27 protein-coding genes are annotated in these 25,512 nt (G+C 63.1%); 13 read left to right on the forward strand and 14 right to left on the reverse strand.

The window, feature by feature from the left end; genetic code table 11:
• Nucleotides 1-423: 423 nt before the first annotated feature.
• From ACIGJG_RS23125 to ACIGJG_RS23135, 3 genes are all read right to left on the reverse strand, one after another.
• Nucleotides 424-807 (reverse strand): hypothetical protein, encoded by a 384-nt coding sequence (locus ACIGJG_RS23125; protein WP_011301266.1) that lies wholly within the window; start codon nucleotides 805-807, stop codon nucleotides 424-426.
• Nucleotides 808-998: 191 nt separating this feature from the next.
• Nucleotides 999-1,406 (reverse strand): Hsp20/alpha crystallin family protein, encoded by a 408-nt coding sequence (locus ACIGJG_RS23130; protein ID WP_483673974.1) that lies wholly within the window; start codon nucleotides 1,404-1,406, stop codon nucleotides 999-1,001.
• Nucleotides 1,407-1,422: 16 nt separating this feature from the next.
• Entirely contained in the window at nucleotides 1,423-1,863 is a 441-nt protein-coding gene (locus ACIGJG_RS23135; protein WP_011301264.1) for an Hsp20/alpha crystallin family protein, read from the reverse strand.
• 314 nt (nucleotides 1,864-2,177) lie between these two features.
• Between ACIGJG_RS23135 and ACIGJG_RS23140 the strand changes: the two genes are divergently transcribed.
• The 4 genes from ACIGJG_RS23140 (at nucleotide 2,178) to ACIGJG_RS23155 (ending at nucleotide 6,863) form a co-directional block, all read left to right on the forward strand.
• On the forward strand, nucleotides 2,178-3,104 hold the full coding sequence (locus ACIGJG_RS23140; RefSeq protein WP_011301263.1) for a LysR family transcriptional regulator: 927 nt from the start codon (nucleotides 2,178-2,180) through the stop codon (nucleotides 3,102-3,104).
• A 77-nt stretch (nucleotides 3,105-3,181) separates the two neighbouring features.
• Nucleotides 3,182-4,591: an FAD-dependent tricarballylate dehydrogenase TcuA gene (gene tcuA / locus ACIGJG_RS23145; protein WP_483673975.1), complete on the forward strand. Its 1,410-nt coding sequence runs from the start codon at nucleotides 3,182-3,184 to the stop codon at nucleotides 4,589-4,591.
• Nucleotides 4,578-5,789, forward strand: coding sequence for a tricarballylate utilization 4Fe-4S protein TcuB (gene tcuB / locus ACIGJG_RS23150; RefSeq protein WP_483673976.1), 1,212 nt, complete (start codon nucleotides 4,578-4,580; stop codon nucleotides 5,787-5,789). Before tcuA ends, tcuB begins: the two co-directional genes overlap by 14 nt.
• Before the next feature lie 90 nt (nucleotides 5,790-5,879).
• On the forward strand, nucleotides 5,880-6,863 hold the full coding sequence (locus ACIGJG_RS23155; RefSeq protein ID WP_483673977.1) for a Bug family tripartite tricarboxylate transporter substrate binding protein: 984 nt from the start codon (nucleotides 5,880-5,882) through the stop codon (nucleotides 6,861-6,863).
• 47 nt (nucleotides 6,864-6,910) lie between these two features.
• Here ACIGJG_RS23155 and ACIGJG_RS23160 read toward each other — a convergent pair whose 3' ends face one another.
• The 6 genes from ACIGJG_RS23160 to ACIGJG_RS23185 form a co-directional block, all read right to left on the reverse strand.
• Nucleotides 6,911-7,675 carry a fumarylacetoacetate hydrolase family protein gene (locus tag ACIGJG_RS23160; RefSeq protein ID WP_041680298.1) on the reverse strand — a complete coding sequence of 255 codons (765 nt, stop codon included), beginning with the start codon at nucleotides 7,673-7,675 and terminating at the stop codon, nucleotides 6,911-6,913.
• Nucleotides 7,676-7,714: 39 nt separating this feature from the next.
• Nucleotides 7,715-8,356 (reverse strand): aspartate/glutamate racemase family protein, encoded by a 642-nt coding sequence (locus ACIGJG_RS23165; RefSeq protein WP_483673978.1) that lies wholly within the window; start codon nucleotides 8,354-8,356, stop codon nucleotides 7,715-7,717.
• 13 nt (nucleotides 8,357-8,369) lie between these two features.
• Nucleotides 8,370-9,818: an MFS transporter gene (locus ACIGJG_RS23170; RefSeq protein WP_220630034.1), complete on the reverse strand. Its 1,449-nt coding sequence runs from the start codon at nucleotides 9,816-9,818 to the stop codon at nucleotides 8,370-8,372.
• Nucleotides 9,819-9,930: 112 nt separating this feature from the next.
• Nucleotides 9,931-11,430, reverse strand: a complete 1,500-nt coding sequence (locus ACIGJG_RS23175) for an amidase family protein (protein WP_483673979.1) — start codon at nucleotides 11,428-11,430, stop codon at nucleotides 9,931-9,933.
• 79 nt (nucleotides 11,431-11,509) lie between these two features.
• Entirely contained in the window at nucleotides 11,510-12,814 is a 1,305-nt protein-coding gene (locus ACIGJG_RS23180; RefSeq protein WP_011301255.1) for an MFS transporter, read from the reverse strand.
• Nucleotides 12,815-13,023: 209 nt separating this feature from the next.
• Nucleotides 13,024-14,244: a pyridoxal-phosphate-dependent aminotransferase family protein gene (locus tag ACIGJG_RS23185; RefSeq protein ID WP_011301254.1), complete on the reverse strand. Its 1,221-nt coding sequence runs from the start codon at nucleotides 14,242-14,244 to the stop codon at nucleotides 13,024-13,026.
• 179 nt (nucleotides 14,245-14,423) lie between these two features.
• Here ACIGJG_RS23185 and ACIGJG_RS23190 point away from each other — a divergent pair, with 179 nt between their 5' ends.
• Nucleotides 14,424-15,152 (forward strand): GntR family transcriptional regulator, encoded by a 729-nt coding sequence (locus tag ACIGJG_RS23190; protein WP_483673980.1) that lies wholly within the window; start codon nucleotides 14,424-14,426, stop codon nucleotides 15,150-15,152.
• 95 nt (nucleotides 15,153-15,247) lie between these two features.
• Here the strand turns inward: ACIGJG_RS23190 and ACIGJG_RS23195 are convergent, their stop codons facing one another.
• A complete protein-coding gene (locus ACIGJG_RS23195) occupies nucleotides 15,248-15,700 on the reverse strand; it encodes a YaiI/YqxD family protein (RefSeq protein WP_140953535.1) in 453 nt (150 codons plus the stop codon).
• A gap of 340 nt (nucleotides 15,701-16,040) precedes the next feature.
• Here ACIGJG_RS23195 and ACIGJG_RS23200 point away from each other — a divergent pair, with 340 nt between their 5' ends.
• From ACIGJG_RS23200 to ACIGJG_RS23210, 3 genes are all read left to right on the forward strand, one after another.
• Nucleotides 16,041-17,147, forward strand: a complete 1,107-nt coding sequence (locus ACIGJG_RS23200) for a porin (protein ID WP_220630037.1) — start codon at nucleotides 16,041-16,043, stop codon at nucleotides 17,145-17,147.
• A 102-nt stretch (nucleotides 17,148-17,249) separates the two neighbouring features.
• Nucleotides 17,250-19,049 carry a methyl-accepting chemotaxis protein gene (locus tag ACIGJG_RS23205; RefSeq protein ID WP_483673981.1) on the forward strand — a complete coding sequence of 600 codons (1,800 nt, stop codon included), beginning with the start codon at nucleotides 17,250-17,252 and terminating at the stop codon, nucleotides 19,047-19,049.
• Nucleotides 19,050-19,383: 334 nt separating this feature from the next.
• Nucleotides 19,384-19,974: an HD domain-containing protein gene (locus ACIGJG_RS23210; protein ID WP_483673982.1), complete on the forward strand. Its 591-nt coding sequence runs from the start codon at nucleotides 19,384-19,386 to the stop codon at nucleotides 19,972-19,974.
• Between the two features lie 121 nt (nucleotides 19,975-20,095).
• On the opposite strand, the gene ACIGJG_RS23215 is transcribed toward ACIGJG_RS23210, so the two are convergent.
• Entirely contained in the window at nucleotides 20,096-20,299 is a 204-nt protein-coding gene (locus ACIGJG_RS23215; protein ID WP_011301248.1) for a cold-shock protein, read from the reverse strand.
• A gap of 492 nt (nucleotides 20,300-20,791) precedes the next feature.
• On the opposite strand from ACIGJG_RS23215, the gene ACIGJG_RS23220 reads away from it, so the two are divergent.
• The 4 genes from ACIGJG_RS23220 to ACIGJG_RS23235 all read left to right on the forward strand — a co-directional run bounded on the left by ACIGJG_RS23220 (nucleotide 20,792) and on the right by ACIGJG_RS23235 (nucleotide 22,048).
• A complete protein-coding gene (locus ACIGJG_RS23220; RefSeq protein WP_011301247.1) occupies nucleotides 20,792-21,022 on the forward strand; it encodes a hypothetical protein in 231 nt (76 codons plus the stop codon).
• Nucleotides 21,023-21,071: 49 nt separating this feature from the next.
• Complete coding sequence (locus tag ACIGJG_RS23225; protein WP_483673983.1) at nucleotides 21,072-21,209, forward strand: hypothetical protein; 138 nt, start codon at nucleotides 21,072-21,074, stop codon at nucleotides 21,207-21,209.
• 157 nt (nucleotides 21,210-21,366) lie between these two features.
• Nucleotides 21,367-21,588: a DUF2188 domain-containing protein gene (locus tag ACIGJG_RS23230; protein WP_140949386.1), complete on the forward strand. Its 222-nt coding sequence runs from the start codon at nucleotides 21,367-21,369 to the stop codon at nucleotides 21,586-21,588.
• 229 nt (nucleotides 21,589-21,817) lie between these two features.
• The gene (locus tag ACIGJG_RS23235) at nucleotides 21,818-22,048 is read left to right on the forward strand and encodes a hypothetical protein (protein WP_011301245.1); all 231 of its coding nucleotides are present in this window, start codon (nucleotides 21,818-21,820) and stop codon (nucleotides 22,046-22,048) included.
• A gap of 131 nt (nucleotides 22,049-22,179) precedes the next feature.
• On the opposite strand, the gene ACIGJG_RS23240 is transcribed toward ACIGJG_RS23235, so the two are convergent.
• Nucleotides 22,180-22,746: a helix-turn-helix domain-containing protein gene (locus tag ACIGJG_RS23240; protein WP_483673984.1), complete on the reverse strand. Its 567-nt coding sequence runs from the start codon at nucleotides 22,744-22,746 to the stop codon at nucleotides 22,180-22,182.
• A 110-nt stretch (nucleotides 22,747-22,856) separates the two neighbouring features.
• Between ACIGJG_RS23240 and ACIGJG_RS23245 the strand changes: the two genes are divergently transcribed.
• Entirely contained in the window at nucleotides 22,857-23,384 is a 528-nt protein-coding gene (locus ACIGJG_RS23245) for a GNAT family N-acetyltransferase (protein ID WP_011301243.1), read from the forward strand.
• Here the strand turns inward: ACIGJG_RS23245 and ACIGJG_RS23250 are convergent.
• Both ACIGJG_RS23250 and ACIGJG_RS23255 read right to left on the reverse strand, forming a co-directional pair.
• Nucleotides 23,355-24,485 carry an NAD(P)H-dependent flavin oxidoreductase gene (locus ACIGJG_RS23250; RefSeq protein WP_140949388.1) on the reverse strand — a complete coding sequence of 377 codons (1,131 nt, stop codon included), beginning with the start codon at nucleotides 24,483-24,485 and terminating at the stop codon, nucleotides 23,355-23,357. The two genes, ACIGJG_RS23245 and ACIGJG_RS23250, sit on opposite strands and share 30 nt — an antisense overlap.
• A 67-nt stretch (nucleotides 24,486-24,552) precedes the next feature.
• Nucleotides 24,553-25,440, reverse strand: a complete 888-nt coding sequence (locus tag ACIGJG_RS23255) for a LysR substrate-binding domain-containing protein (protein ID WP_483673985.1) — start codon at nucleotides 25,438-25,440, stop codon at nucleotides 24,553-24,555.
• Nucleotides 25,441-25,512: the final 72 nt, after the last annotated feature.

The raw sequence follows: 25,512 nt of genomic DNA on the forward strand, positions 1-25,512 counted from the left end.
TCGGGTGCCTATGTATCCACGTCGGTGGCAGTCCTGAGACTATTTCGCGCAACGGCGTGACCCAGAACCGCCACGGCCTCATCTTCCAACTTCACCGCTTGTTCCGGCAATTCAAGAGAACTGTGTCGCGGATATAAGCAGCTAAGCAGTTCGGCAACAACAGCTCTTGAATCGAAAGGCCCGAACTGTACGACTTCGCCCTCATTGACCTCGGCTATATACCATTCGGACCGCGAAACCGAATAGACCACGACCAAACGCCTAGTTTGAGCGTTCATGACAAACTCCCCGAATCCTCCTGACGGAGGCAGGAAATATTAATGTGCTCTCTGGCTCAGAAAATGAGATGAAAACGGCATTGCGCTTGACTGTGAATAGCCGCCAGCCATTTGGCCGATATAAATCAGACGCTCGAAAATAGCCTCACTGAATGAGGGGGACAATACCGATCCGCTCGGCCAGCATCCGTTCGTACACGCCAAAGTGGAGGTCCACTTCGGCCTGGCTGACCACCGTGACGTCTATGCTGAACTGATCCGTCTTTAGCCCTAACATGGTGGCGAGCGCTACCTCCAGAGTTGGCGCAGCATCCTTGTCCTTCGAAAACGTCGTGCCAATATTGATGGAATAGGCATTTGAACGGTCCGCTACGACCTCCAATAGTCGCGCTGCAGCGCTCATATTGTGCTCGATGGCAATGCGCGCCAGCTCTGCAATGGTCCGCATCTTTTCAGTCGGAAATCCACCCAAGCAGCGCAGGCGAACGCGATGGGGACCTAACGTTATCCAATCGGTATCGAACTCCATGGTGACCTCTGCTGTGTACGTCATGCTGCCGTCGACAACGATGATCCATGTGGCTTAGGAAAGGCCAGCGTCATTAGCCGTGCGCATACCGTAGATCGGCGAGGGCTGGGGTTCCATCGCGCGCGGCGAACACGAGGTTCGCCGGGCCGACCAGCGCGCCTGGTCGACGCCCTGGTCGACGCCATGTCTCCCTACGTCACGTTGATCGCAATCCTCCGCGGCCGCGCATCCTCGCGACGCGGAATGGTCAGCTTCAGCACGCCGTCTTGCAGCTGTGCATTGATCTGCGTGGCATCCAGATCCGGACTCAGTGAAAAGACACGCGCGAAGTGGGGCTGGCTGACTTCCGCGTACTGCACGCGCAGGCCTGAAGGCATCGGTACGGCGGCTTCCGCCGCAATATGGAGGTTGTTGTCGTGCACGCTCACCTGAAGCTTGTCACGACTCACTCCCGGCAGATCAGCCCACAAGGTCACGCCGTTTGTATCCTCCACGATGTCGACTGCGGGCACCAAGGTCACTGCCCGCGCAGCTTTGTCCTCGCGGCGTTGCGCCAACGCACTGTCATGGCGTTCGGCGACTTGGGTGGTATCGTTCATGGCAGGCTCCTTCCCATTATTGGACGGTGATGGCACGCGGCTTCGATGCCTCGCGTTTGCCCACGCTTACGGAAAGACAACCATTGGCATATCGCGCCTGTACCTTGTCGGGATCGGCGCCCTCGGGCAATTCAATCACTCTGCGGAAGGCTCCGACAAAGCGTTCCTGTGCATACCGTCGCGACTCCGGCATGTCATCGGACCAAACGGAGTGGCGCTCGCCGCTGATTGTCAGCAGCCCTCTGTCGATAGAGACCTCAAAGTCTTCTTGCTTGACGCCGGGCGCGAACGCAACGATCTCGATGGAGTCGTCCGTTGCGCCAACATTAACCGCAGGAAATGTGCCGAAACGCCCGGCGCGGATGCTGGAGGGAAAACCCCCGAACACACCAGTCATCTGCCTTTGCAAACGTTCGAGGTCACTGAAGAGGTCAGTTCCAAAGAATGCGTCAGCCATGGTCGTTCCTCCTTTCGATGCAAGCGAGGAGGAAGGGGCCTTACGCGCTCCCATTCACCTGCCTCACTGCTGGCAAACAAACAGAAACACGCAGCGCGACGTCGCGACTGCCTTAGCGGAAATAAAAATAGCAAGAGAAAAAAGCGATTTCAAGAGATGCATAAATCACATTCATGCCGGGCTGGCGAAACGTGTCCTGCTTTGTCTGGCAATCAGTAATCGCTATCCTCGCAGGGGCGGGAGGGCGACCCCGCAGGGCAAGCGCGCTCGACAATCGGCCGCGCCTTACGGAAAGTGCAAGAAGGAGAAAACGAATGGAGCTTCGGCAGTTGCGGTATTTCCTGCAGGTAGTCGAACTCGGCAGCATGGGAAAGGCTGCGCAGAAGCTGGACGTGGGCACATCGGCACTTAGTCAGCAGATCAGCAGGCTCGAAGGCGAGTTGGCGACTCGGCTCTTGCAGCGCACGTCCGCAGGCGTGGTGCCGACGGACGCCGGGCTGGCTTTTTGGCGGCAGGCGCAACTGGCCGTCCGCCATGCCGACGATGCGGTCCGTGCCGCGCAGCTCGCGAGACTGTCTGGCCACGTCAGCGTCGGCATGGCGCCCAGTACGATCTCGGTGCTTGGCTTGCCTTTCATGCAGGCCATGCGGGACCGCTATCCGGACATCCGGCTTCATCTCGTCGAAAGTCTCTCGGGCAACCTGGCGACCATGATCGACACCCGCCAACTTGACCTCGCCGTCCTGTTCCAGGCGGACGGACACCACCGCTGGAGTCTGGCGCCACTGCTTACGGAACGTCTTTTCCTGATCGGCCGGCGCGACATGCCGGGCGTGCCAGCGGGTAAGACCGTGAAGCTGGCGCAGTTGCACGATTTGCCGCTGATCCTGCCAAGCAGTCCGCACGGATTGCGGTCGGTGCTCGATGTGGCATTTGCGAGGGGAAAGTTCCAGCCAAACCTGGTGGCCGAGATCGACGGACTCGCGATGCTGATGGATGCCGTGCGGGCAGGCTTCGGGGCGACCGTGCAGCCCGGCGCGGCAGTCGCGCGGCTCGGCGGCGAGCCGCTTGCCATGATTGCCATCGCGGACGCCGGCGCACGCCGGCCCAATGTGCTGGCCAGCTTGTCGGATGAAGAGCTGTCGCCGGCCGGGCTCGCCGCCCGAGGCACCCTGGCGTCCGTCGCGCGTCAGCTGGTGCTGGACGGAAGCTGGCCAGGGGCGACCCTTCACGATTCCTAAACACCTGTTTCCCGCCCCCTTCTGGCGGGCGCCCGCCCCGCTCAGTACAGTCGCAGCCAACAACGGAGACTGTACTCATGTGGGACGTACTCGTAATCGGCGGGGGCAACGCGGCGCTGTGCGCGGCCCTCATGGCGCGCGAAGCTGGCGCCAGCGTGCTGCTGCTGGAAGCTGCGCCGAAGGCCTGGCGCGGCGGCAACTCCCAGCACACCCGCAATCTGCGATGCATGCACGATGCGCCCCAGGACGTGCTGGTCGACAGCTACCCCGAGGAGGAGTACTGGCAGGACCTGCTCAAGGTCACCGGTGGTATCACCAATGAGGCGCTGGCGCGCCTGGTGATCCGCGCTTCATCGACCTGCCGGCCGTGGATGCGCCGCCACGGCGTACATTTTCAGCCGCCCCTGTCGGGCGCGCTGCATGTCGCCCGCACCAATGCCTTCTTCATGGGCGGCGGCAAGGCCCTGGTGAATGCCTACTATCGCAGCGCCGAAAACCTTGGGGTAGAGATCCGCTACGAAACGCCGGTCGATGCCATCGAACTCGATGGCAGCCGGTTCGTGGCCGCGCGCAGCGGGGCACAGCGCTTCCAGGCGCGTACCTGCGTGCTGGCCGCGGGCGGCTTCGAATCGAACCGGGAATGGCTGCGCGAAGCGTGGGGCCGCAACGAGCGCGGCGAATGGCCGGCCGACAACTTCCTGATCCGCGGCACACGGTTCAATATGGGAGTACTGCTCAAGCACATGATCGAGGCGGGCGCCGATGCTATCGGTGATCCGTCGCAATCGCACTGTGTGGCCATCGACGCGCGTGCGCCGCTGTATGACGGCGGCATCTGCACGCGCATCGATTGCGTGTCGCTAGGCGTGGTGGTGAACCGCGACGCCGAGCGCTTCTATGACGAGGGCGAGGATTTCTGGCCGAAGCGCTACGCGATATGGGGCCGCCTGGTGGCCCAGCAACCGGGCCAGATCGCTTACTCGATCATCGATGCCAAGGCTATCGGCCGCTTCATGCCGCCGGTCTTCCCCGGCACGGTAGCCGATACGCTGCCCGAACTCGCGCGCAAGCTGGGTCTGCCGGAACAGGCATTTGTGAAGAGCGTGGCCGACTACAACGCCGGCTGCCGGCCCGGCACGTTCGACCATACGACGCTGGATGACTGCCGCACCGAAGGGCTGACGCCGCCGAAGACGCACTGGGCACGGCCCATCGACACCGCGCCGTTCTATGGCTATGCGCTGCGTCCTGGCATCACGTTCACCTACCTCGGCCTGAAGGTCGACGAGCACGCCGCCGTGCATTTTGGCGGCGAGCCGAGCGACAACCTGTTCGTCGCTGGCGAGATGATGGCCGGCAATGTGCTTGGCAAGGGCTACACGGCGGGCGTCGGCATGTCGATTGGCACCGCCTTCGGCCGTATTGCGGGCACCCGCGCCGCGCGCGCGGCCGCACAAGCCAAAGGAGTACAACATGAAGCAGCTTGAGGCACTCGTGCGCGAGGCTGAAGATACGGCCGTCGCGGCCGCGGCCGACATCTCTCAGACCCGTGAACGCAGGATCATCCCGATCCAGGCGCTGCCGCTGACCGACAACGAAGCCGAGGTTGCCCGCCAGATGCAGATCTGCAATGCCTGTCGCTACTGCGAGGGCTTCTGCGCGGTGTTTCCGGCCATGACGCGGCGCCTGTCCTTCGGCAAGGCGGACATCAATTACCTGGCCAACCTGTGCCACAACTGCGGTGCCTGCTACCACGCCTGCCAGTACGCGCCGCCGCACGAGTTCGCGGTGAACGTACCGCAAGCCATGGCGCGGGTGCGTGGCGAGACCTACGCCGAATATGCATGGCCCGCGCCGCTGGGCGCGCTGTACCGGCGCAACGGTCTCACCGTGGCACTGGCGCTGGCCTTTGGCCTCGCCTTGTTCCTGCTGCTGGCCGTGGCGCGCCACGGCGCCTTGTGGCACGCACCGCTGGCCGGCAACTTCTATGCGATCTTTCCGCACAACATGATGGCCGCGATGTTCGGGGCGGTGTTCGGCTTCGCAGTGCTGTCGCTGGGCATCGGTGTGCGGAAGTTCTGGCGCGATGTGTCGCCTGGCCACGCGACGCCGCCTGCCCTGAAGGAGGCCGCCGCTGACGCGCTGACGCTGACCTATCTCGACGGCGGACACGGCCAGGGGTGCAACGAGCAGGACGATCGCTTTACGCTGGCGCGTCGCCGCTTCCATCACCTGACGTTCTACGGCTTCATGGCCTGCTTTGCGTCCACCGGCGTGGCGACGCTGTACCACTACCTGCTGGATCTCCACGCGCCGTATCCGGTGACGAGCTTGCCTGTGATGCTTGGGTCGGCCGGCGGAATCGGGCTGCTCGTCGGCCCTGCTGGCCTGCTGTGGCTGAATCTGCGGCGCGACCCCAACCGCGGCGATGCCGCCCAGCGTCCCATGGATCGTGGCTTCATCGCGCTGCTGCTGCTGACCGCGGCTACCGGCCTTGCCTTGCTCGCCGGCCGTGATACCGGCGCCATGGCCACGCTGTTGGCCGTCCACCTCGGCGTGGTGATGGCGCTGTTCGCCACGCTGCCGTTCGGCAAGTTCGCCCACGGCATCTACCGCTGCGCGGCGCTATTGAAGTCGGCCATCGAAAAGCGCCAGCCGAACTCGCTGCAGCTCGGTTCGGACTGAGGCAGTCCCAACCTCCAATGCGCTCAGGCACCGGCGTTTGCTACCCGCGGCGCCGACAAGAACATCATCGAACCCCAAGGAGACAGTCGCATGTTTGACATGACCCGCCGTACCGCCATCGCCTGCCTGGCAGGCGCAAGCTTCGCACTCTGCAGCATGATGCCCGCTGCCGCGCAGAGCTGGCCGGAGAAGCCCGTCACGGTCGTGGTACCGTTCGCTTCCGGTGGCACCACCGACATCATTGCCCGCACCATTGGCCAGAAAATGGGCGAGTCGCTTCGCCAGCCCGTCGTGGTGGACAACCGGCCCGGTGCCGGCGGCACGCTTGGCGCGAGCAACGTGGCACGCGCCACGCCAGACGGCTACACGCTGCTGCTGGCCACCGTCGCGCATACCATGGCGCCAGGCATCTACAAGAAGCTGCCCTACGATTTCACGCGCGACCTGGTGCCGGTCGGCCTCGTGGCGTTGACTCCGAACGTGCTGCTCGTCAGCGCTTCGATGCCCGTGAAGTCGGTGGCTGAGTTGATTGCCTACATCAAGTCGCATCCCGGCAAGGTGAATTACGGCTCGGCGGGTCCCGGCAGCACCGAGCATCTTTCCGGCGAACTGTTCCGGTCGATGACCGGCACCGATATCGTCCATGTCCCGTACAAGGGCGGCGCACCGATGATGACCGACCTCATCGCCGGGCAGATCCAGATGGCCGTGGAGACCAGCCCGTCGGCGGCACCGCACGTGCGCTCAGGCAAGCTCCGTGCGCTGGCGGTGACTACGGCGAAGCGTTCGCCCGCCTATCCCGGCGTGCCTACGTTGGACGAAAGCGGCATCAAGGGCTACGAGGTGACCACGTGGTATGCGCTGATGGCGCCGCGTGGCACGCCTGAGACGGTCACGCGGCGCCTCGGCACGGAACTGGCCAAGGCGCTGCAACAGCCGGACGTGCTGAAGCGCTTCGAAGAGCAGGGGGTGACGGCGGGTGACATGACGCCAGCGAAGCTTGCAGAGTTCATCCGCCAGGAAACCGAGCGTTGGGGGCGGGTGTCGAAGACGGCCGGTGTGACTGCGGATTAATAGCGCCGCATGCAAATGTTGCGGCATACCGGCATACCGGCAAACCGTTAGAACTGAACTGACGCGCTGCCGATACCATCGAACGCCACGGTCACCAGATCGCCAGCGGAAGCGGGCAGGATGCCGACCCATGTGCCCGTGGTGACGACCGTACCCGCTTCCACGCGCCTGCCTTCGCGCGTAGCGTGTCTCAACCAGGCCACCAGCCCAAACGCCGGATCGCCAAGCGCATGCGTGCCGCGGCGCTCCAATTCCTGCGCGCCAATCCTGACGTGGCAACGCTGCGAGGCCCAGTCGCGAGCCTGGTAGGGCATCCATTCGCCGAGCACCAGCGCGCCGTGCGCCTGCAAGTCTGCAAGTTTCAGCAGCGCCGGTGCATCGGTGTACTGCTGCCAGCGCGAGTCCACGACTTCGATCGAGACTGCCATGGCGTCGATCCATGCCGATGCCGTCTCGCCATCGAGAGCTGCTGCTTCAGCAGCGTCTACCGAGCGCCCGAGGCGCAGCGCAATCTCGGCCTCGATGCCACGCCAGGTGAAGGGCCATCCCTCGGCTCGCGCCGGGCTGCTCCAGACGCCTTCCACAGGAAGTTGCGCGTGCGTCAACTGCGCCTGACGGGACGGTCCGCCGGACTTCCAGAATGCAGGCCCGGATGTTTGCCAGCCGAAAGCCGAGGCTACCTTTGCCTGTACTGCGTAGGACTCCTCGGGCGTCGTCAATGCGCCAGCCAGTGACTGCGCATCGACGCACTGTTGTTCGCGCCTTGCGCGGATGATGGCGTGGGCGACGGCATCGATCGGGTCGACATTCATATGGGTCATCTTGTTGGAGTGAATGAAAGCAATGGCCTGTCAGTCGCCATCCAGGGCACGCAAGATGGCGCGGCATGCTGCGGGTACCGGACCAATCACGGGTATGGCGAATCGCCTGCTGAGTGCCTCGGCGGCGCGGCCCAGCGGACCGCCCCCAATGACCACGGCTTGCGCGCCATCGGCCTCTATGCAGGACTGGACGGCTGCGGCTAACGCTGCCTCCAGCGCTTCAGGGTCCTGACCAAGCAGCAAGGGATTGCCTGAGGTGAACCGTGTTCCTGTGAAGCCGGCCTCCAGCCCAAGCTGACGGACTTTCGACGCGATGGAGGCCGCCAGTGCCGGTGTGGTCGTGGCGATGCCGAAGCGGCCGTGTTGCGCAGCCTCGCGCATGGCCGCCTCGCCGATGCCTACGACCGGCACTGCAAGCCGGCGCCGAAGGATCTCGGCGCCAGGGTCCCCAAACGCGGCGACGATGACGCCGCCGACGCTGCCCACATCGACGGCACCGACCACGTCCGCTGCTGCCTGCAGATCGCTCTCTTCGACGATCATGGGCACGCCACTTTCCATGGTCAGGCCGCGGATGGCTGCGCGTCCGCCCAGGCTGGAACGCGCAATCTCCACCATCATCTGCGTGGTTGCCTGCGACGTATTAGGGTTGATTAACAGGATCGGATTCATGTCATTGCTTGAGTCAGGATCCGCTGGCACTGGCGGTACCCGTGCCGACTGCCAACTCTGCCGTGTCTTCCGGTTCGGGTTCACCCATGGGGCGGCCGAAGGTCTCAGGCGCAAACTGTACGCTTAGCGCGAACACAGCGTACATGGCGGCCAGCATGCTGAACATGCCACCCACGCCGTAGCTTTCGAACACGCGGCCACTGATCAGCGGTGTCAACGCACCGGCCAGCGTACCCAGCGCGAGAATGAGCGAGGTGCCGAAAGCACGGACATCGGTGGGATATTGCTCGGGGGCAAAGATCCAGATCGAGGTGTTCAGCAGCACCACGCAGAACGTAAAGCACGCCCCGAACAACAGCACCAATCCCACATTGAACGTCAGGAAGCCGAAACTCAGCCCTGCCGCGCATGCCAGTCCCGCACCAATGGTCAGCACGCGCTTGCGCGGAAAGTGGTAGCCGCAATACGAAGCTGCCAGCGCGCCGAACAGGCTTCCGCTTTGCATCACCATGGTGAACAACAGGCTTTTCGAGATGGTGTATCCCTGCGACATCAGGATCGTGGGCATCAACGTCAGCACTGAAATCTGCGCGCCGTATGTCATCGAGACCGCGATACCCAACGCGACCGTGCGCCGGCCCAAGCGACCCTGGAACACATCGCGCAACCGTACCCTGGCCCGTGGCGAATCGTCCTGAACGGCCTCCCGGATGTACTGTGTCGGTTCTCCGCGCAGCTTGCCCAGACGCCCGGAAGCGAGGCCGGAGAGCACACGGTTCGCCTGGTCCACGCGGCCCTTCGACAGCAGGAAGCGAGGCGTCTCGGGAATAAAGCGACGGTAGAACACGACGAAGATGGCGGGCACGACCAGGCAGCCGAACAGCCACCGCCAGCTGTCCGGTCCGGGGAACAGCGCGAACACGGCCAAGCCGAACGCGGGTGCCAGCATATTGCCCAGACCGCCGCTGCCCACGCTGACCATGCCGACCGCGGTGCCGCGGAAACGGGTCGAGCACAGCTCGGCAAGGATTGTCACGGCCACCGAGATTTCACCACCCAGGCCGATGCCGACGATGAACCGGCCCGCAGCCAGCACCGTATAGTTCGGCGCCAGCGCGCAGATGACCGCACCGAGCGTGAACAGCAGCAGGTTCGCATTCAGCATCGCGCGACGGCCGTAGCGATCGGCGATATAGCCCGATGCGACGCGGCCCAGTGCCGCTGCGCTGAACGTCAGCGTATTGAGAAAGCCGATATGCGCGACCGATATGCCCCATTGCTCGCGCAAGATGGGCCCCACCAGGCCCACGGCGTTCTGTTCAAAGACATCGAACATCACGCCCAGCATGATCAGGAAGATGATCTTCTTGTGTGCGGCGGTGACGCCGATGCCATCCATTGCCCGGTCGAGTTCGTGCTGCTGGGGCGAACTCGATGATTGGACATTCACTTCTGCGCCCATCTTGTCTCCTCCTCGAAATGAGGTCAGTTACGGTGTGTCCGCAAACTTGCTGCCGGCATCGCTGGCCGGCATTGGAACAGAGCAGTCATGAAAGTGCGGCTGCGACGCGGTGCTAGGTCAGTGCTGGCGCAGTCAGAGGCGGGCGGCGGGCGCCCACGGCGTGCTCCGCCGCGAACGCCAGCCGCAACAACACGGCTTCCGAAAACGGTCGGCCAAACAACTCCAGGCCGACCGGAACGCCATGTGCGGCGTGGGCATCCGGTTCGGAGAAGCCTGCCGGGATGACGATTGCGGGGAAGCCCGTGGCCGACGCGAGCACGCCATTGCGCTCGGCCTGGGCCTCGCCCACGGGCACGACCAGGCGGCGCTGGTGCGGAAACGCCAGCGCATCGAGACGGTGCGCTGCCATCAACCCGAGGACGCGTTCACGCAACGCTTGCTGGCGTTGCAACCGTTCGCGGTATTCGGTCTCGTTGCCTGCCAGTGCCATGGCGTTCTTCAGCGTTCCCGCGACGCTGGGATGCACGCTCGCCGAAGCGATGATGTCTTCCATGGAGCGTACCGACACGTCGGATGGGGCATCGGCAAGGTAGGCGTCAAGGTCGCCCTTCATTTCGTAGAGGTGCACCAGCGTGTCGGCCAGCAGCGCGTCGGGGTGGATCGCTTCATCGATCTGCACCAGCTCGGCACCTCGTGCACGGATGGTGGCAAGCGCGTTCTGCATGACGGCATTGACGGCGCGATGCTCGGGCCCATCGCCAAAGAAGGAGCGCAGTACGCCGATGCGAGCCCCTTTCAGCGCGTCAGGATGCAGTCCTTCGGTGTAGCTAGGCCGGGTATGCGAAGCGGCTTCGCCGGTAACCGGGTCCGCCGGGTCGTAGCCGGCGATGATGTCGAGCAAGAGCGCGGCATCGGTCACGGTGCGTGTGATCGGCCCGATGGTGTCTTGCGTCAGCCCGCAAGGGATCAGTCCGGTACGGCTGACCAGTCCCATCGTCGGACGCAAGCCGACGAGGTTGTTCGCCGAAGCGGGGGAGCGAATGGAATTGACACCATCCGTGCCGATTCCCAGCAGGCCGAAGTTGGCAGCAATACCCGCGGCCGTGCCGCCGCTTGAACCACCCGGCGTCCGCGTGAGGTCATAGGGGTTGCGGGTTTGTCCGCCCAGCGTGCTGACGGTCTCGCCGCCAGATGCCAGCTCGTGCAGGTTGGTCTTGGCCAGTACGATCGCGCCGGCCTCGCGCAGCCTGCGCACGATGAAGGCGTCCTCCACCGCAAGATTGCCTTGCAGGCAACGTGCGCCCGCAGTCGTCTCCATACCGGCGCATTCGATGTTGTCCTTGACCAGGACCGGTATGCCATGCAGAGACGCGAGCGGAACGGATGGCGCGGCCGCAGCTTGCGCGTCCAGTTGATCCGCTTCTGACAATGCGTGGGGATTGAGCTGCAGTACGCTGTAGATGCCCGGGCCGTTCCTGTCATAGGCGGCGATCCGGTCCAGGTATCGCTGCACCAGTTGACGCGCCGTGAGTCGGCCTTCACGCATGGCGGCATGGACGCCCTCTACGGTGGCCTCCATGACCCGGGTGCCGGAGTCGGTGGTTGATTTCATGTTTGTGTTCCTTGCGCCCACGGGAAGGGCGCCGGGGTGATGAGTCGTCGGGGAGCGGCACGCCGCTCCCCGACATGCGCTACCGGTTGACCAGCTTTGCCGGCAAGGTCCAGATGGCGAACGCGCCAAGGACAAGCATGCCCGCAATCATGTAGTACGCGCTGGTACCGCTCTGGGTTACGTCACGCAGATACCCGATCATGTAGCCGCTGGTAAAGCCGGCCAGGTTGCCGATCGAATTGCTCATGGCGATGGCCGTCGCCGCCGCCGCGCCGCTGAGGAAGGCGGTAGGCAGGGACCAGAACAGCGGCGAACAGGTCAGGATGCCGGCCGCGGCAATCGACAGGAACACCAGCGAGAGCGCCGTGCTGTGCATGATCCAGGGCAGGGCCAGGAAGCCGATGGCGCCCATCATGCAGGGCACGATCAGGTGCCAGCGCCGTTCCCGATGCTTATCCGCGCTCTTGCCGAACACGTACATGGTGACGATGGCCGCCATATACGGGATCGCGCTGAGCAGGCCGATATGCAGCGGATCGGACACACCTGTCGACTTGATGAACGTTGGCAGCCAGAGCGTAATGCCGTACTGCCCGGTGACATAGCAGAAGCAGATCAGGCTGATGAGCCAGACACGCGGGTCGGTGAAGACGTTGCCCACGCGCGCCTCATGGCCCGCCGCCTTGTTGTCCTCCGCCTTGGCCAGCTCGAGCACGCGCTTCTCGTCGTCACTGAGCCATTTGGCCTTGGAGATGGAACTGTCCAGGTAGAAGAAGCAGGCGAGGCCCAGCAATATGGCAGGCACGGCTTCAATGAAGAACATCCATTGCCAGCCCGCCCAACCCGCAATGCCCCCCATGCTGCCCATCAAAAAGCCTGACAACGGGTTGCCGATGATGCCGGACAGCGGCGAGCCCATGCAATAGATCGCCATGATCTTGGCGCGCCGATGCGAGGGATACCAGCAGGACAAGTAGTACACGATGCCGGGCGTGAAGCCCGCTTCGGCCAGGCCCAGCAGGAAACGCAAGGTGTAGAAAGCAGTCGGGGTCTCCACGAACACGAAGCACGCCGAAAGCAGGCCCCATGTCACCATGATCCGGCCGATCCAGACCTTGGCGCCGAAGCGGTGAAGCGCAAGGTTGCTGGGTATCTCGAACAGGAAGTATCCGATGAAGAAGATGCCGGCGCCCAGGCCATAGACGGTTTCGCTGAAGCCAAGGTCCTGCGACATCTGGAGCTTGGCAAAGCCGACGTTGACTCGGTCGAGATAGGCAATCAGGAAGCAAAGCATCAGGAACGGCACGAGGCGCCAGCTTACCTTGCGATAAACCGCGTCTTCGTACGAACTCACCTTTGCCCCGGCGTGCAGGGTAGTTTCCACAGCGTCTCCTTTTGTATTGTCAGGTACGTCGGTGCTGCTGCGCCGATGCTGGAGCCGATCGGCGCTGTGTGGAACGTGGAATGGGCCTGTACCGCCGGGGCCTGCGGCTGCGCGCTTGCAGCGGTGCTGCCAACCAGTTGCGGCAAGGCCCTCCCCGGCCTTGACTGTGAACTGGGGCTCGCCGCGATCGCAGGACCCGGTGGCCTGCGTCAGGCTGCGGCCCGCAGCGGCAAGGGGTTTGCGTGGGCCGCGAGATAGTCCATGGCTGCGGCGACGCCGCTTGCGGCCACTGGCACACCGGACAACTTCAGCCCCATTTCGCAGCCGGACAGCGTGGCCATCAGCGTGAGATCGTTGCAGTCGCCGAGATGGCCGATACGGAACATCCGCCCCTTCATCTTGCCGAGCGCCGCGCCGAGCGACATGTTGAAGCGGTCGTAGATGATCCGGCGCACGGAGTCCGCGTCAATGCCGTCGTGCATCATCACGCCGGTCAGCACCGGGCTGTAGACCGACGGGTCCGCGCACTGGATCTCGAGGCCCCATGCGCGCACTGCACGGCGGCAAGCCTCGGCCAGGCGATGGTGGCGTGCGAAGACGTTGTCGAGCCCTTCTTCAAGGATCATGTCCAGCGCCTCCGACAAGCCATAGAGCAGGTTCGTGCTGGGCGTGTAGGGCCAGTAGCCGGTCCGGTTCATGGCGATGATCTCCTCCCAATCCCAGAAACTGCGTGGCAGGCGCGCGGACCGGCTGGCTTCGATTGCCTTCGGCGACACGGCGTTGAAGCTGATGCCCGGCGGCAGCATGAGCCCCTTTTGCGAGCCGGAGACGGTCACGTCCACGCCCCACTCGTCGTGGCGATAGTCGGCAGAGGCCAGCCCCGAGATTGTGTCGACCATCAGCAGCGCCGGATGGCCCGCTGCATCGATGGCCTTGCGCACGGCGGCGATATCAGACGTGACGCCGGTCGAGGTCTCGTTATGCACCACGCAGACCGCCTTGATGGCATGGTCGCTGTCCTGGCGCAGGCGCGCTTCGATCATGTCGGCCTGAACCCCGCGGCGCCAGCCCTCGATGCCCGGCAAGCCCAGGAACTCCGGGCGCAGCCCAAGTTTCTCGGCCATCTTTTTCCAGAGCGTGGCGAAGTGGCCGGTCTCGAACATCAGCACGGTATCGCCCGGGCTCAGCGTGTTGGATAGCGCGGCTTCCCATGCGCCTGTTCCGGAGGCCGGATAGATCACAACCGGCTGCTCAGTCTTGAAGATCTTGCGGATGCCGGCCAGCACCTTCAATCCCAGCGCGCCGAACTCCGGGCCGCGATGGTCAATGGTCGGGTAGCTGATGGCCCGCAGGATGCGATCCGGCACCGGGCTTGGTCCGGGGATTTGCAGGAAATGACGGCCAGCGGGATGGAAGTCCAGTTTCAGCATTTGCTCCTCCTGTTGAATTTTGCATTCAAAATACTTTAGCAGGAGAGGCGCATCGGAGAAGGGCCCGGAACAAGAAAAAAACGCAGTGTTTACCCCGATCTAAGGGGATCTTGCGCCTTGGCGGCGCTGTGCTATGGGTCTGCTAAAATCCCTTCAAACGCCCATTCGTTGGACTTTGCATGCAAGATTCCATGTCATCAGCCGAGACCACCCTCGCATCCATGCTTCCGAAGGTCGAGCGGCAACGCCTGCATGACACGGTCGTGGGCCACCTTCGCAACTTCATCGTGGAGGGGGTACTGAAGGCCGGCACAAAGCTTAACGAGCGAGAGCTTTGCGAAACGCTTGGCATCTCGCGCACACCGCTGCGCGAGGCACTCAAGGTGCTCGCGGCGGAAGGGCTGATCGATATCTCGCCCAATCGCGGCGCCACGGTAGCCAGGCTGTCGGCAACGGAAATCCGGGATACCTTCGAGTTGATGAGTGGCCTGGAGGCGTTTTCGGGAGAGCTGGCCTGCGAACGCATGACCGCTGTCGAGCTTGCAGAACTCAAAGCCTTGCACTACACCATGCTTGCCTGCCGTGCGCAGGAAGACCTGTCCGGTTACTACGACTGCAACCGGCAGATTCATGACCGCATCAATCAGGCTGCGCGCAACGCTGCGCTTCGCCAGACCTACCTGGCCGTCAACCGCAGGCTGCAAGCGCTGCGATTCCGTTCGAACTTCCAGAAGACGAAGTGGGACAGCGCCATCCATGACCACGATGAAATGCTGATCGCGCTGGAGGCGCGCGATGGCAAGCGACTCGCGGCAATCCTGCGCCAGCATTTGCTCGACAAGCGCGACGCAGTGCTGCTCATGCTGGCAGCCGAGGCGGACGCCGCGCCCGTGACGTCGGAATCCTGATTACACGGGAGACTGTCTTCTCAGCAGCACGAGGTCAGAGTAGCCGCGCCGCAAGAATCGAAGTACGGGCGTGGCCAATTCAAGGTCTCCACCATTCATGGCGACACATGGCGAGCCAGGAACCGATCCAATTGGCCCGCGAACGCCTTGCTATCCTGCGCAGCATATGGTGCCGGACCGCCGGTATCAATGCCTGAACTGCGAAGCTGTTCCATCACGTCGCGCATCGTCAGGCGCTCCTGAATGTTCTCGCGGCTGAACCAGCTTCCCCGCGGGTCAAGCACATAAGCGCCCTTTTCCAGGGCAGCGGCGGCAAGAGGAATGTCAGCCGTAATCACAAGGTCACCGTGGATGACCAGTTCGACAATACGGTCATCGGCTGCGTCGAAGCCGGCTGGCACTTGCAGGGCCCTGATAAAGCGCGACGGGGGCGTGCGCAAGAACTTGTTCGCTACCAGCGTGACGCACACTTCGAGACGCTGCGCAGCCCGATACAACATTTCCTTGACCACAACAGGGCAGGCGTCTGCGTCAACCAGTACTTGCATCGCGGAATTCCAATCGATAGTGGGAGCCGCTCATATTACTGCCAGCCCGGCCGATGGGGAGCGCCTATCCGTGGAATTCCGCGCGTCCATACCGGATCGCTTCATCCCGGTTTGGGCTGACAATACGAAAGATAAGTGTATATAAATCAGTGTGTTGTTTACATTGTAATTACAGATTACGTATTTTATACTCCGCCGCGAGATGCGTATTCTGGTTTGCCGGCAAGAGCTGCGCCGTGGTTGGCGCGACCTTCCCCCGCAGTTCAACCGGTAGCAAACAGATTCCCTCAGGTCCGACAGCCCCTGCAGTTCATTTGCTGGAACTTCCAATAAGGAAAACATGAAGCTCAAACTGTTCGCCATCGCCGCCGGGCTGCTTGCGTCGGCCAGCACTTATGCGCAATCAAGCGTGACCCTCTACGGAATCGTGGACGCCGGCGTCGAGTACCTCAACAAGGTGCCTGATGCCACCGGGAACAGTTCGCACCTGCTGGCCCTGCAATCGGGCAGCCAGGCAGGGTCACGCTGGGGCCTGCGAGGCGTGGAAGATCTGGGTGGAGGCCTGCGCGGCGTCTTTACGCTGGAAAGCGGCTTCACCGTTGACGACGGAAAGATGGCGCAAGGTAACCGCTTGTTCGGTCGTGCCGCCTATGTAGGCTTGCAGAACCAGTGGGGGCAACTGACCGTGGGTCGCCACGCTACTCCGTTCTGGGATTTTGCTGGTGCGTTTGATCCGATGTCTAACGCTGGACGCTACGCCATCGGCGCACAAGACCCGTTCATGCTTAGCCAGCGTGCGGACAACTCTGCCAAGTATGTCGGCACGTTCGGTGGCCTGACAGTGACCGGCCTGTACAGCTTCAACTACAACAACCAGGAAATCCCGGGCAACTTCACCAACGGCCGCGAATACTCGCTGATGACCGTGTATGCGGCCGGCCCGCTTTCGGTTGGCGCCGTGTACGACCAGACGAATCAATCGTCCGCCACCGCACTGACGACCAACCAGTTGTTCCGCCGTGCAGCGATTGCTGGCACCTATGCGTTCGGTCGGGCCAAGGTCTACGGCGGCTACCGCTATGCGCGTGCCTACAACGGTGCGTCCCTGCCGGGCACCGCCGGCGCTACCAACACCTACTCCAACCTTGCCTGGGCCGGACTCGGCTATCAGCTCACGCCGGCCTTCTCGCTGACGGGCGCTGCCTACTATCAGAACCTGCGTTACGCCCAGGTTGGCAATCCGTGGCAGTTCGTCGCAACTGCTGATTACATGCTGTCCAAGCGTACCGACCTGTATGCCTCGATGTCATACGCGCTGAACAACAATTCCCGCTCGGCGCTTGGCGTGAACGGCTTCAACGACGTGCTGGGCTCGACGTCCAGTGAGCGCGTGGTGCCCGGTGCCAATCAGTTCGGACTCGTGGTGGGGATCCGCCACAAGTTCTGAGCGGTTGCAACGCGACAGTCAAACAGCCCGGGGACTTCCCCGGGTTTTTTTACAAGCCTGACGAGACAAGCGCGAAGGCCGCGCCAATCCTTGCCCTCTCTTATGCTTTCATCGATTCGCACGAAAATTCAGGTCATTTCCACCGGCATTGTCGTGACATCGCTTGCGCTGACCGCTTGTGCAACCTATGTCATCGTTCGCGACAGCAACCTGGAAACGATCCGGCAAAACCTCGATGCCATCGCTACCGGCCATGCACTCGCGCTCGATGAATGGGTGACAGGGAAAGCAACCATGGTGGCTGCCGCCGCAGAGCAGATTGCGCCAGGCGACCCACGCGGTATTGTTCGTCAGCTGCAGAAGGCCGGCGCATTCCCGATCACCACTGCCGGCTGGCAGGACAAGTCCTTTGTCGCAAGCAAGGACCAGATGCCGTCAGGCTTCGATCCGACTGCGCGACCCTGGTACAAGGAGACCCTGGCAGCGGCTAAGCCAATCGTGACGAAGCCATACGCTGACGCAACGACGGGCAAGCCGTTTGTCTCGTTCGCCGCACCCATCGTGCGAGACGGCGTGACAAGTGGCGTGGTGTCTGCGGTAGTGTCCCTGGATGGCGTACGCGATGTCGTGACCGCCGTGCGCCCGACGCCCGAGAGTCTTGGCTTTGTGGTCGACAAGGATGCCAATATCCTGGCGCACCCCGATGCAAAGTACATCCGCAAGCCGGCGTCGGAGTTGTCGCAAGCGTTGACGCCACAGGCATTGGCATCCCTTGAAAGCGAAGGAAATCCGCTCGAGATCGAGCTCGACGGCAGAATGAAGCTGCTGCGCGCAAGGCCGATTCACGGTACGAACTGGCAGCTCGTCGTGGCGCTGGATAAGGCAGAGGCCACTGCAGCCCTGAATCGGGTGATCAAGACCTCGGCGTTGGCCATCGTGCTGCTGGCGGTGGTGGCCGCGGCGCTGAGCGGCTTGTTCACCGCACGAGCGTTTCGCCGGCTATCCGAAGTGCGAGACGCCATGAATGAAATCGCCACCGGTGACGGCGATCTGACCCGCCGTCTTCCGGTCGACGGCCGTGACGAGGTCTCGCAGATCGCGACATCCTTCAATACCTTCGTCGAAAAGCTCGGCAGCACACTGACCAGGATTCGGCGTGGCAGCGAATCGGTGAAGGTCGCGACCAACGAAATCGAGGCTGGAAACCAGGACCTGTCGCGTCGTACGGAAATGGCGGCGAGCAATCTGGAGGAGACAGCGGCTTCGCTGTCCGAGCTGACCGGATCGGTGAGCCGCTCCGCCGAAGCAACAGTTCAGGCAACACGTCTTGCATCATCCGCCAGTGACGCGGCGAAGCGTGGCGGCAATGTCGTTTCCGACGTCGTCGCGACGATGGAGGACATCGCCCGTTCGTCATCGAGGATCGGGGAGATCATCGGCGTCATCGACGGCATTGCCTACCAGACCAATATCCTTGCACTGAATGCTGCAGTCGAGGCCGCACGCGCTGGCGAACATGGCAAAGGCTTCGCCGTGGTAGCCGGCGAAGTGCGCAGCCTTGCGCATCGGAGTGCCTCGGCGGCCAAGGAGATCAAGACGCTGATCGAGACCTCCGAAGTCAGCGTACAGTCCGGGACCCAGCGGGTTCAGGCTGCCGGCGATGCGATGACGGAAATCGTCGACGGCATCCGCCAGGTCTCCTCGCTCATTTCCGAGATCAGTGCGGCCATGGGCGAACAAAGTACAGGCCTCAGCCAGATCAATCAGGCAGTCGAGGAAATGGAGCAAGCCACGCAACAGAATGCCGCGCTGGTGGAACAGGCAGCGGCGGCTTCGTCGCTGCTGGATGAGCAGGCCGGCGGTCTGGCGGAGGCCGTGGCGGGATTCAAGCTGAATAGCTGAGCGGCCCTGCGCCGCTCGCTCAGGGGCGCGAGTGCAGGCGAATGCATCCTTGTGATGAGGGCAAGCCAGGCCTGCAAAAATTCACAAGCCATGCGCCCCTGAAAACAACGCGGTGCGCAGAATTATCAAGTCATTCGCCCGAATGCTGCGCGGTGACGCGTATCGCTCCCATTCTTCTTCCGTTGGTAATCCCAACGCATCAAGGACATGACCTGACCACGATGAGGTCGGCTGACGCGTTGGCCATGTTGGCGCGTTGCTTGCCGGCGAGGTTGTCCCGGCGTCGCTGCTAAACTTCCGCCGATAAGCCCAGGCCAGCCCCTCTGCATTCACCGTGAACCTTGCCAATCTGGAACGCCAGCTTTCCTTCCTCAGAGAAATCGACGAGCTGAAGAGTGTCGTGCGGTTGACGCCGCTTATCAACCAGTCGCGTCGGGAAAACAGCGCCGAACATTCCTGGCACCTTGCCATGTATGCGCTGATTCTGTCGGAGCATGCGGCAGCACCCGTTGACGTGGTGCACGTCGTGAAGATGCTGCTGATTCACGATATCGTGGAGATCGATGCGGGAGATGTGCCGTTTCACGACCCGGCGGCGCGAGCCGGTCAGGCGGAGCGGGAACAAGAGGCGGCCGAGCGCATTTTCTCGTTGTTGCCGGAAGCGCAGGCCGCGGAGTTTCGCGCGCTATGGGCAGAATTCGAGGCTGCGGAGAGTGACGACGCCAGGTTCGCCAAAGCGTTGGACCGCTTTCAGCCGCTACTCCATAACGCCGCCACCGGCGGCGGCAGCTGGGTGGAGTGCGACGTCACGGAAGAACAGGCCTTTGCACGATACCGGCCTCCCATTGAGCGAGGCGCACCGGCTTTGTGGGAGGAATCCGCCAGGCTCATTCGCGAGCATTACGGCAAGTCGCAGCCAGAGTGAATTGGCCACGCCAGCGGCAAGCTCCGCGGGTCGAGACAGATCACGTTCGACCCGAGGGTTCTTCGTATCAGGGAAGCCCATGCCGCCCAGGCTGTCCTGGGCGCAGGCGACTATAGAGCGACTATAGCTTGCGAATATTCGACGCTTGCAGGCCCTTCTGGCCTTGTGTCACGTCGAACTCCACTTTCGCTCCTTCATCCAGCGACTTGAATCCGCTGCCCTGGATTTCGCTGTGATGCGCAAACAGATCCTTGCCACCGTCATCCGGGGTGATGAATCCATAACCCTTTTCATTGTTGAACCACTTCACAATGCCAGTTGCCATCTTGCCCTCGGAATTTTGCGCACACACAGTCTGCGTGCGGACGAAGTTGCACCAAAGAATCGCCACGCCAATTTCAATACGGCGCCTCGAGCTGTCAGCATAGCCGAAGAGGTGCTGGCTTCATCTCAGGGTTTACCTCTGAAGTAACTGCGGTCTACTGCCTACTAACCCGATGGTCATTAAATGCGATGGGCCAGTTTTATCAGATTTATTCGGGATACATCAGCTTGTGATCGATCACACCATCGCATGCTTGGGGAAACAGCGGAGTTGTCGGTACTTTGGGTAATTGCAGAGTTGCGTCCCTTTTTGGTTGAAGACGGCGCCCGGAGTGACTAAGATGCTCTCTCCGAGCGAGACAGAAAGATCCACGCTCGCCAGCCAGACCTTGCGTCCGCGAACAGATAGCCGCCTTGTGCCGGCCGACCGAATCAGTCACGGACGGTAGTGAAGTCCCGTAGCCCTATTAGACCTAAAGCTTGGGAGACAACTGTGCTGAGTCATCATGAATTTGCCACGCTGGTACTTGTCAATGGCAGCCCGGACTCAACGGAGCTGGACCGTGCGGATATAGAAGCGCTGCTTGCGCGGCAACTCGTCACGCTGGAGCGGCTCGGTCCGGACCGCAGTCGTCCTCACGTGACAATCCAGGGGTACGTCGTGCTCAAGGCGCTGGACCGTAGTCGCGCACACGATTGCCGGGCGCGCGAAACCGTGCGCTAGCCGTACGGCGCACCTGCATCGTTGACCTCAGGCCCATGTGGCCAGTTTGATGCGTCAACGGGTTGGCAAGCGCTCGAAGCGGGACAAGGTGGAGCTTGTCATCCATGGCTCGGACGGCGCGGTGCAGCGCACCGCCTCGTTCCACCACGCCATTGCTGACAGGGTTCGCAACGAACCGCAAGCGTAGTCATTCGCGGGTTCGCGGAGTTCGCAAAGTTCCCCGAGGTCATTGCCGCGCCAGGCGGCTGTGGCAAATTCGGCACGCGTGATATCAGACAAAAGCGGATAGCCGTGTCGGACGCGTTGGACGGAGACTCACTGCATTCCCAAAGTGGAGACCCATCATGCCGGGAAAGAACGTCCATGTCGTTCCAGCCCATGACGGCTGGGCAGTCGAATCGGAAGCCGGTGGCCCCAGGCAGTTGTTCGACTCGCAGGAACAAGCCATTGCCGCAGGCACCGAGAAGGCAAGGCACGACCAGGCAGAGTTGCTGATCCATGGCCGTGACGGCCAGATCCGCGAACGCAATTCATTTGGCCATGATCCCCGCAACATCAAAGGCTAACGAGGTCGGGCGGTGTGGCCCGCGCGTGCCGGGCCAAGCGGACACGGAAGTGTCCGACGCCGCTGCCGCATTCCGGATAGCGTTCTGCCATCACGGTACCGACGGGCCCGCGTAGGGGTGTAAGCCGCTGCGGCATCAAGGCAAACAGCCATCGCAATGTCTATCATGGAAACGGCCAGCCTCCCTTCTGAACTGCAGAATCCTGGCGCGACGGGCCACTTGAGTTGCCATGCTGGATTCCGAGCGCGAGATGCGCGATCTGGAGTTCGCTGACCGGTATATCCATGACGGCCGCGAACGCGTCCGGCGTCAGATTGCGTTGATCCGGACATTGCGCGACGACGGCCATGACATCTCGCAGGCGTGCCGGCTGCTGACGGCACTGCGCGACGCGGTCGCCGTCGGGCGCCGACATCGCGCGCTGATCATCGAGACGCTGATCGACCTCGGTCGCCGGTAGTTCCGCGCCAGCTACCCCGTGCCATGGATTGGGCAGCGTTAGGGGTGGCGATAGGGGTGGCGATAGGGGTGGCGATAGGGGGGGGCGATTACCTGCCGCAGACAGGGTTCGGTGACCCGGCCGGCTAGGTCCTATCGACGGACCAGCGCCACCACATAGCTGCAGGGCTTGCTTCCCGGATTGTAGAAGGTGCATGGCGCCGGCGGGCCCAGTTGCAGGCAGTCGCCGGCTTCCAGTTCGTGGGTGATCTCGCCTTCCTGGAATACCAGCGCCCCGTTGCGCAGCCAGATCTGCTGGTGCAGAAACGTGAACGCCGAGGGCGGGTACGAGACCCGTGCCCCCGGGGGCAGCGTCACTTCTACAAGTTCGAGCATGCCGCCACTGCGCGGGGATACCGCGCGCCGGGTATAGCCCGTTTCGGGATCGGTCCAGACCGGCTGGTCCGCGGCGCGGCTCAGGCGTTCGCCGGCCTGCTCGGCGCGTGCGAGCAGCATCGACAGCGGCAGGCCGAATGCGCCCGACAGCTTGCCCAGCACGGTCGCCGTGGGGCTTGCCTCGCCACGCTCGATCTTGCTGATCATGGCTTTCGAGACACCCGAGCGTTCCGCCAGGTCCGCCAGTGACCATTCGCGCGATTCGCGCTCGACACGCACGCAGGTGGAGATGGCGAAGGTAGGGTCCTGCAGCGGTGAGTGCATGCGCGCGTCTGATTGGCGGTTCGTCCGGCTGGCCGGCGGCTTGATGTGTGCACTATAGTAGACGATCGGCTATCATGTGAGAAGCCCATTTTGCCATCTGGAGAGCAGCCATGAATATCCGCGACGCAGGCCCGGACGATATGCCGGCGGTTACTGTCATCTACAACGAAGCGGTCGAAACCACGACCGCTATCTGGAACGAGACGCCTGTCGATACGGCTAATCGCTTGGAATGGCTCGCTGCGCGCCGCAAGGCGGGGTACCCGGTGCTGGTGGCGGTCGACGGGGATGCCGGGGTGGTGGGCTATGCGTCCTTCGGCGACTGGCGTGCGTTCGACGGCTACCGTCACACCGTGGAGCACTCCGTTTATGTCCGCTCGGACCAGCGCCGCAAAGGTATCGCAGAAGCCCTCATGGTGGCGCTGATCGATCGTGCGCGCGAGCTCGGCAAGCATGTCATGGTGGCGGCCATCGAGGCGCAGAACGCCAGTTCGATCCGCCTGCACGAAAAGCTGGGCTTCAGGCAGGTCGGGCTGCTCCCCGAGGTCGGGACGAAGTTCGGGAAGTGGCTCGACCTTGCCTTCCTGCAGATCCAGCTCGACCAGCGTTCAGATCCGGACCGTATTGCCGGTCGCTGAGATCGCGTTCAGGCCTGCTATCGCATCGCGCAATTCCGCCTGCAACTGGCCGACCAGTTCGGCCGCCGGCAATTGCCGGGCCAACGGCGCAGCCTGTCCTGACCACTGCGCGGCGTAATCACTGTTGCCCTTCGCCTTGGCCGCGGCATGCAAGGCCTTGCCGGCGTCATACGTGGTCGGGTAGTCAGGGACGGCTGGCGCATCGGGCGCCTCGCCCAGTTCCGTGAAGCGGTTCGTGAAGCCGCGCGCCGCGCGCCCGGAAATCGCGCGCGTCAGTGTGGTCGGCCGTGCCGGCTGCGCCGAGAAGGCCGCGCGGTAGGCCGCATCGGCGGATGATTCCTCGCAGCCGACAAAGGCTGTCCCCAACTGGGCGGCCTGTGCCCCAAGCGCCAGCACCGCGGCAATGCCCGCGCCGTCCATGATGCCGCCGGCGGCGATCACGGGCAGACGGGTGTGCTGCACCAGGATGCGCACCAGCGCCAGAGTGCCGAGGCCTTCGTCATAGCCGGCCGGGTCGAAGACACCCCGGTGTCCACCGGCCTCGATGCCCTGCGCCACGATCGCGTCGATGCCGGCCGCCTCGATCTGGCGCGCCTCCTCCAGCGACGTGGCGCTGGCCAGCAGCACGATGCCCGCCGCATGCAGCGCGTCGATCTTTTCCTGGGCGGGCAGCCCGAAGTGGAAGCTCACCACCGCCGGCTTTTCCTCGAGCAGCATCTGGAACATGGCCTCATCCACGACAAAGCTCTTGTAGATCTCGCGCAGGCTCGCGGGCGGCGTGGCGCCATACTCGGCGAATCGCGGCGCAAGGTAGTCGAGCCAGGCTTTCTCGCGCGCGGCATCAGCCACGGCGGGCACATGGCAGAACAGGTTGATGTTGAACGGCTTGCCGGTCAGCGCGCGCGTGTCGCGGATTGCCTTGCGTGCGCCTTCCGCGTCCATGGCGCCAACGCCGAGCGAGCCGAGTCCGCCCGCCTCCGACACGGCGGCGGCCATGGCCGGGGTGCTGACGCCGGCCATCGGCGCCTGGATGATCGGCGTGGCGATATTCAGCAGCGAGAGCAGGCTGCGGCCATCGCCGGAACGCGTGGTGGTGTCCATGACAGTGATTCCTGTTGAGGTCGGGTAGTGGTTTCAAATTCCTGCGGTCGCTGTGCCATCCCGTGTGTCAGGTATGGCGCAGTTCCTGCACGAACGCTTCGTATGCCGAGGTCGTGAAGCCCGCACGCCTGATCAGGAAGGTGTGTGCGGAACGCACCGGCACGGTCTGCAGATCGGTGGCATCGGGGTACATGACAAGCAGCGAGCGCGGCACAATCGCCGCGGCCGATCCGGCGGTGACGCAGGCCAGGATCGCGTGATACGACGGCATTTCGATCACCGACAGCCGGTGGCGGAGATCCTCGCCACGTTGCTCGAGCCAGTCTTCCGCGCAGCGGCGATAAGTGCAGCCTTTCGAGAACGCGGCGAGATGCCGTAGCGTCACGTCCCGCGGGCCGCGCGCCCTTGGGTGCGTGCCGGGCAGGATCAGCACCAGCTCCTCGGTCCGCAGGAAAACGCCTTCCAGTCCCTCGCCAAGCGCCGCCATGCTCGTATTGCGTGGCGTGCCGGTGCCCGGATGCGCAACCACTGCACAGTCCAGCCGATGGCCCAGCACGGCATCGACGAGAAACCCCGTGGTTCCCGTGGTCAGCTTCAGTTCAACTTCAGGCCATGCGGCATGGAACTGAGCCAGCGGCTTAGGCAGCAACGTTGCGGCAGAACTCTCCATCGAGCCGAGCCGCAGCGTGCCGCTTGGCGCACTGAGGCGCATGGATTGCCGCGCTTCCTCGGCCAGCGTCAGCATCTGTTCCGCGTAGCCGAGCAGCCGCTGCCCTTCCGGCGTCAGGATCATCTTCCTGCTGTCGCGCTGGAACAGGGTGACGCCAAGGCTCTCCTCGAGCTGCTTGACCCGCGTCGTGACGTTGGACTGCACGCGCGCGAGGGCCTTTGCTGCCCGGGTGATGCTCTGTTCGCGCGCGACAGCGCGAAAGATTTCCAGTTCTGCGAGTTCCACGTGGCCGGGCGCGACGCTTGGCGAAGCGTTCTCTAATTAAGAATGCAAGTGTATTGAGTATTGTAAATTGAG

This window comes from Cupriavidus sp. C1SS-2L (genome assembly GCF_057073735.1).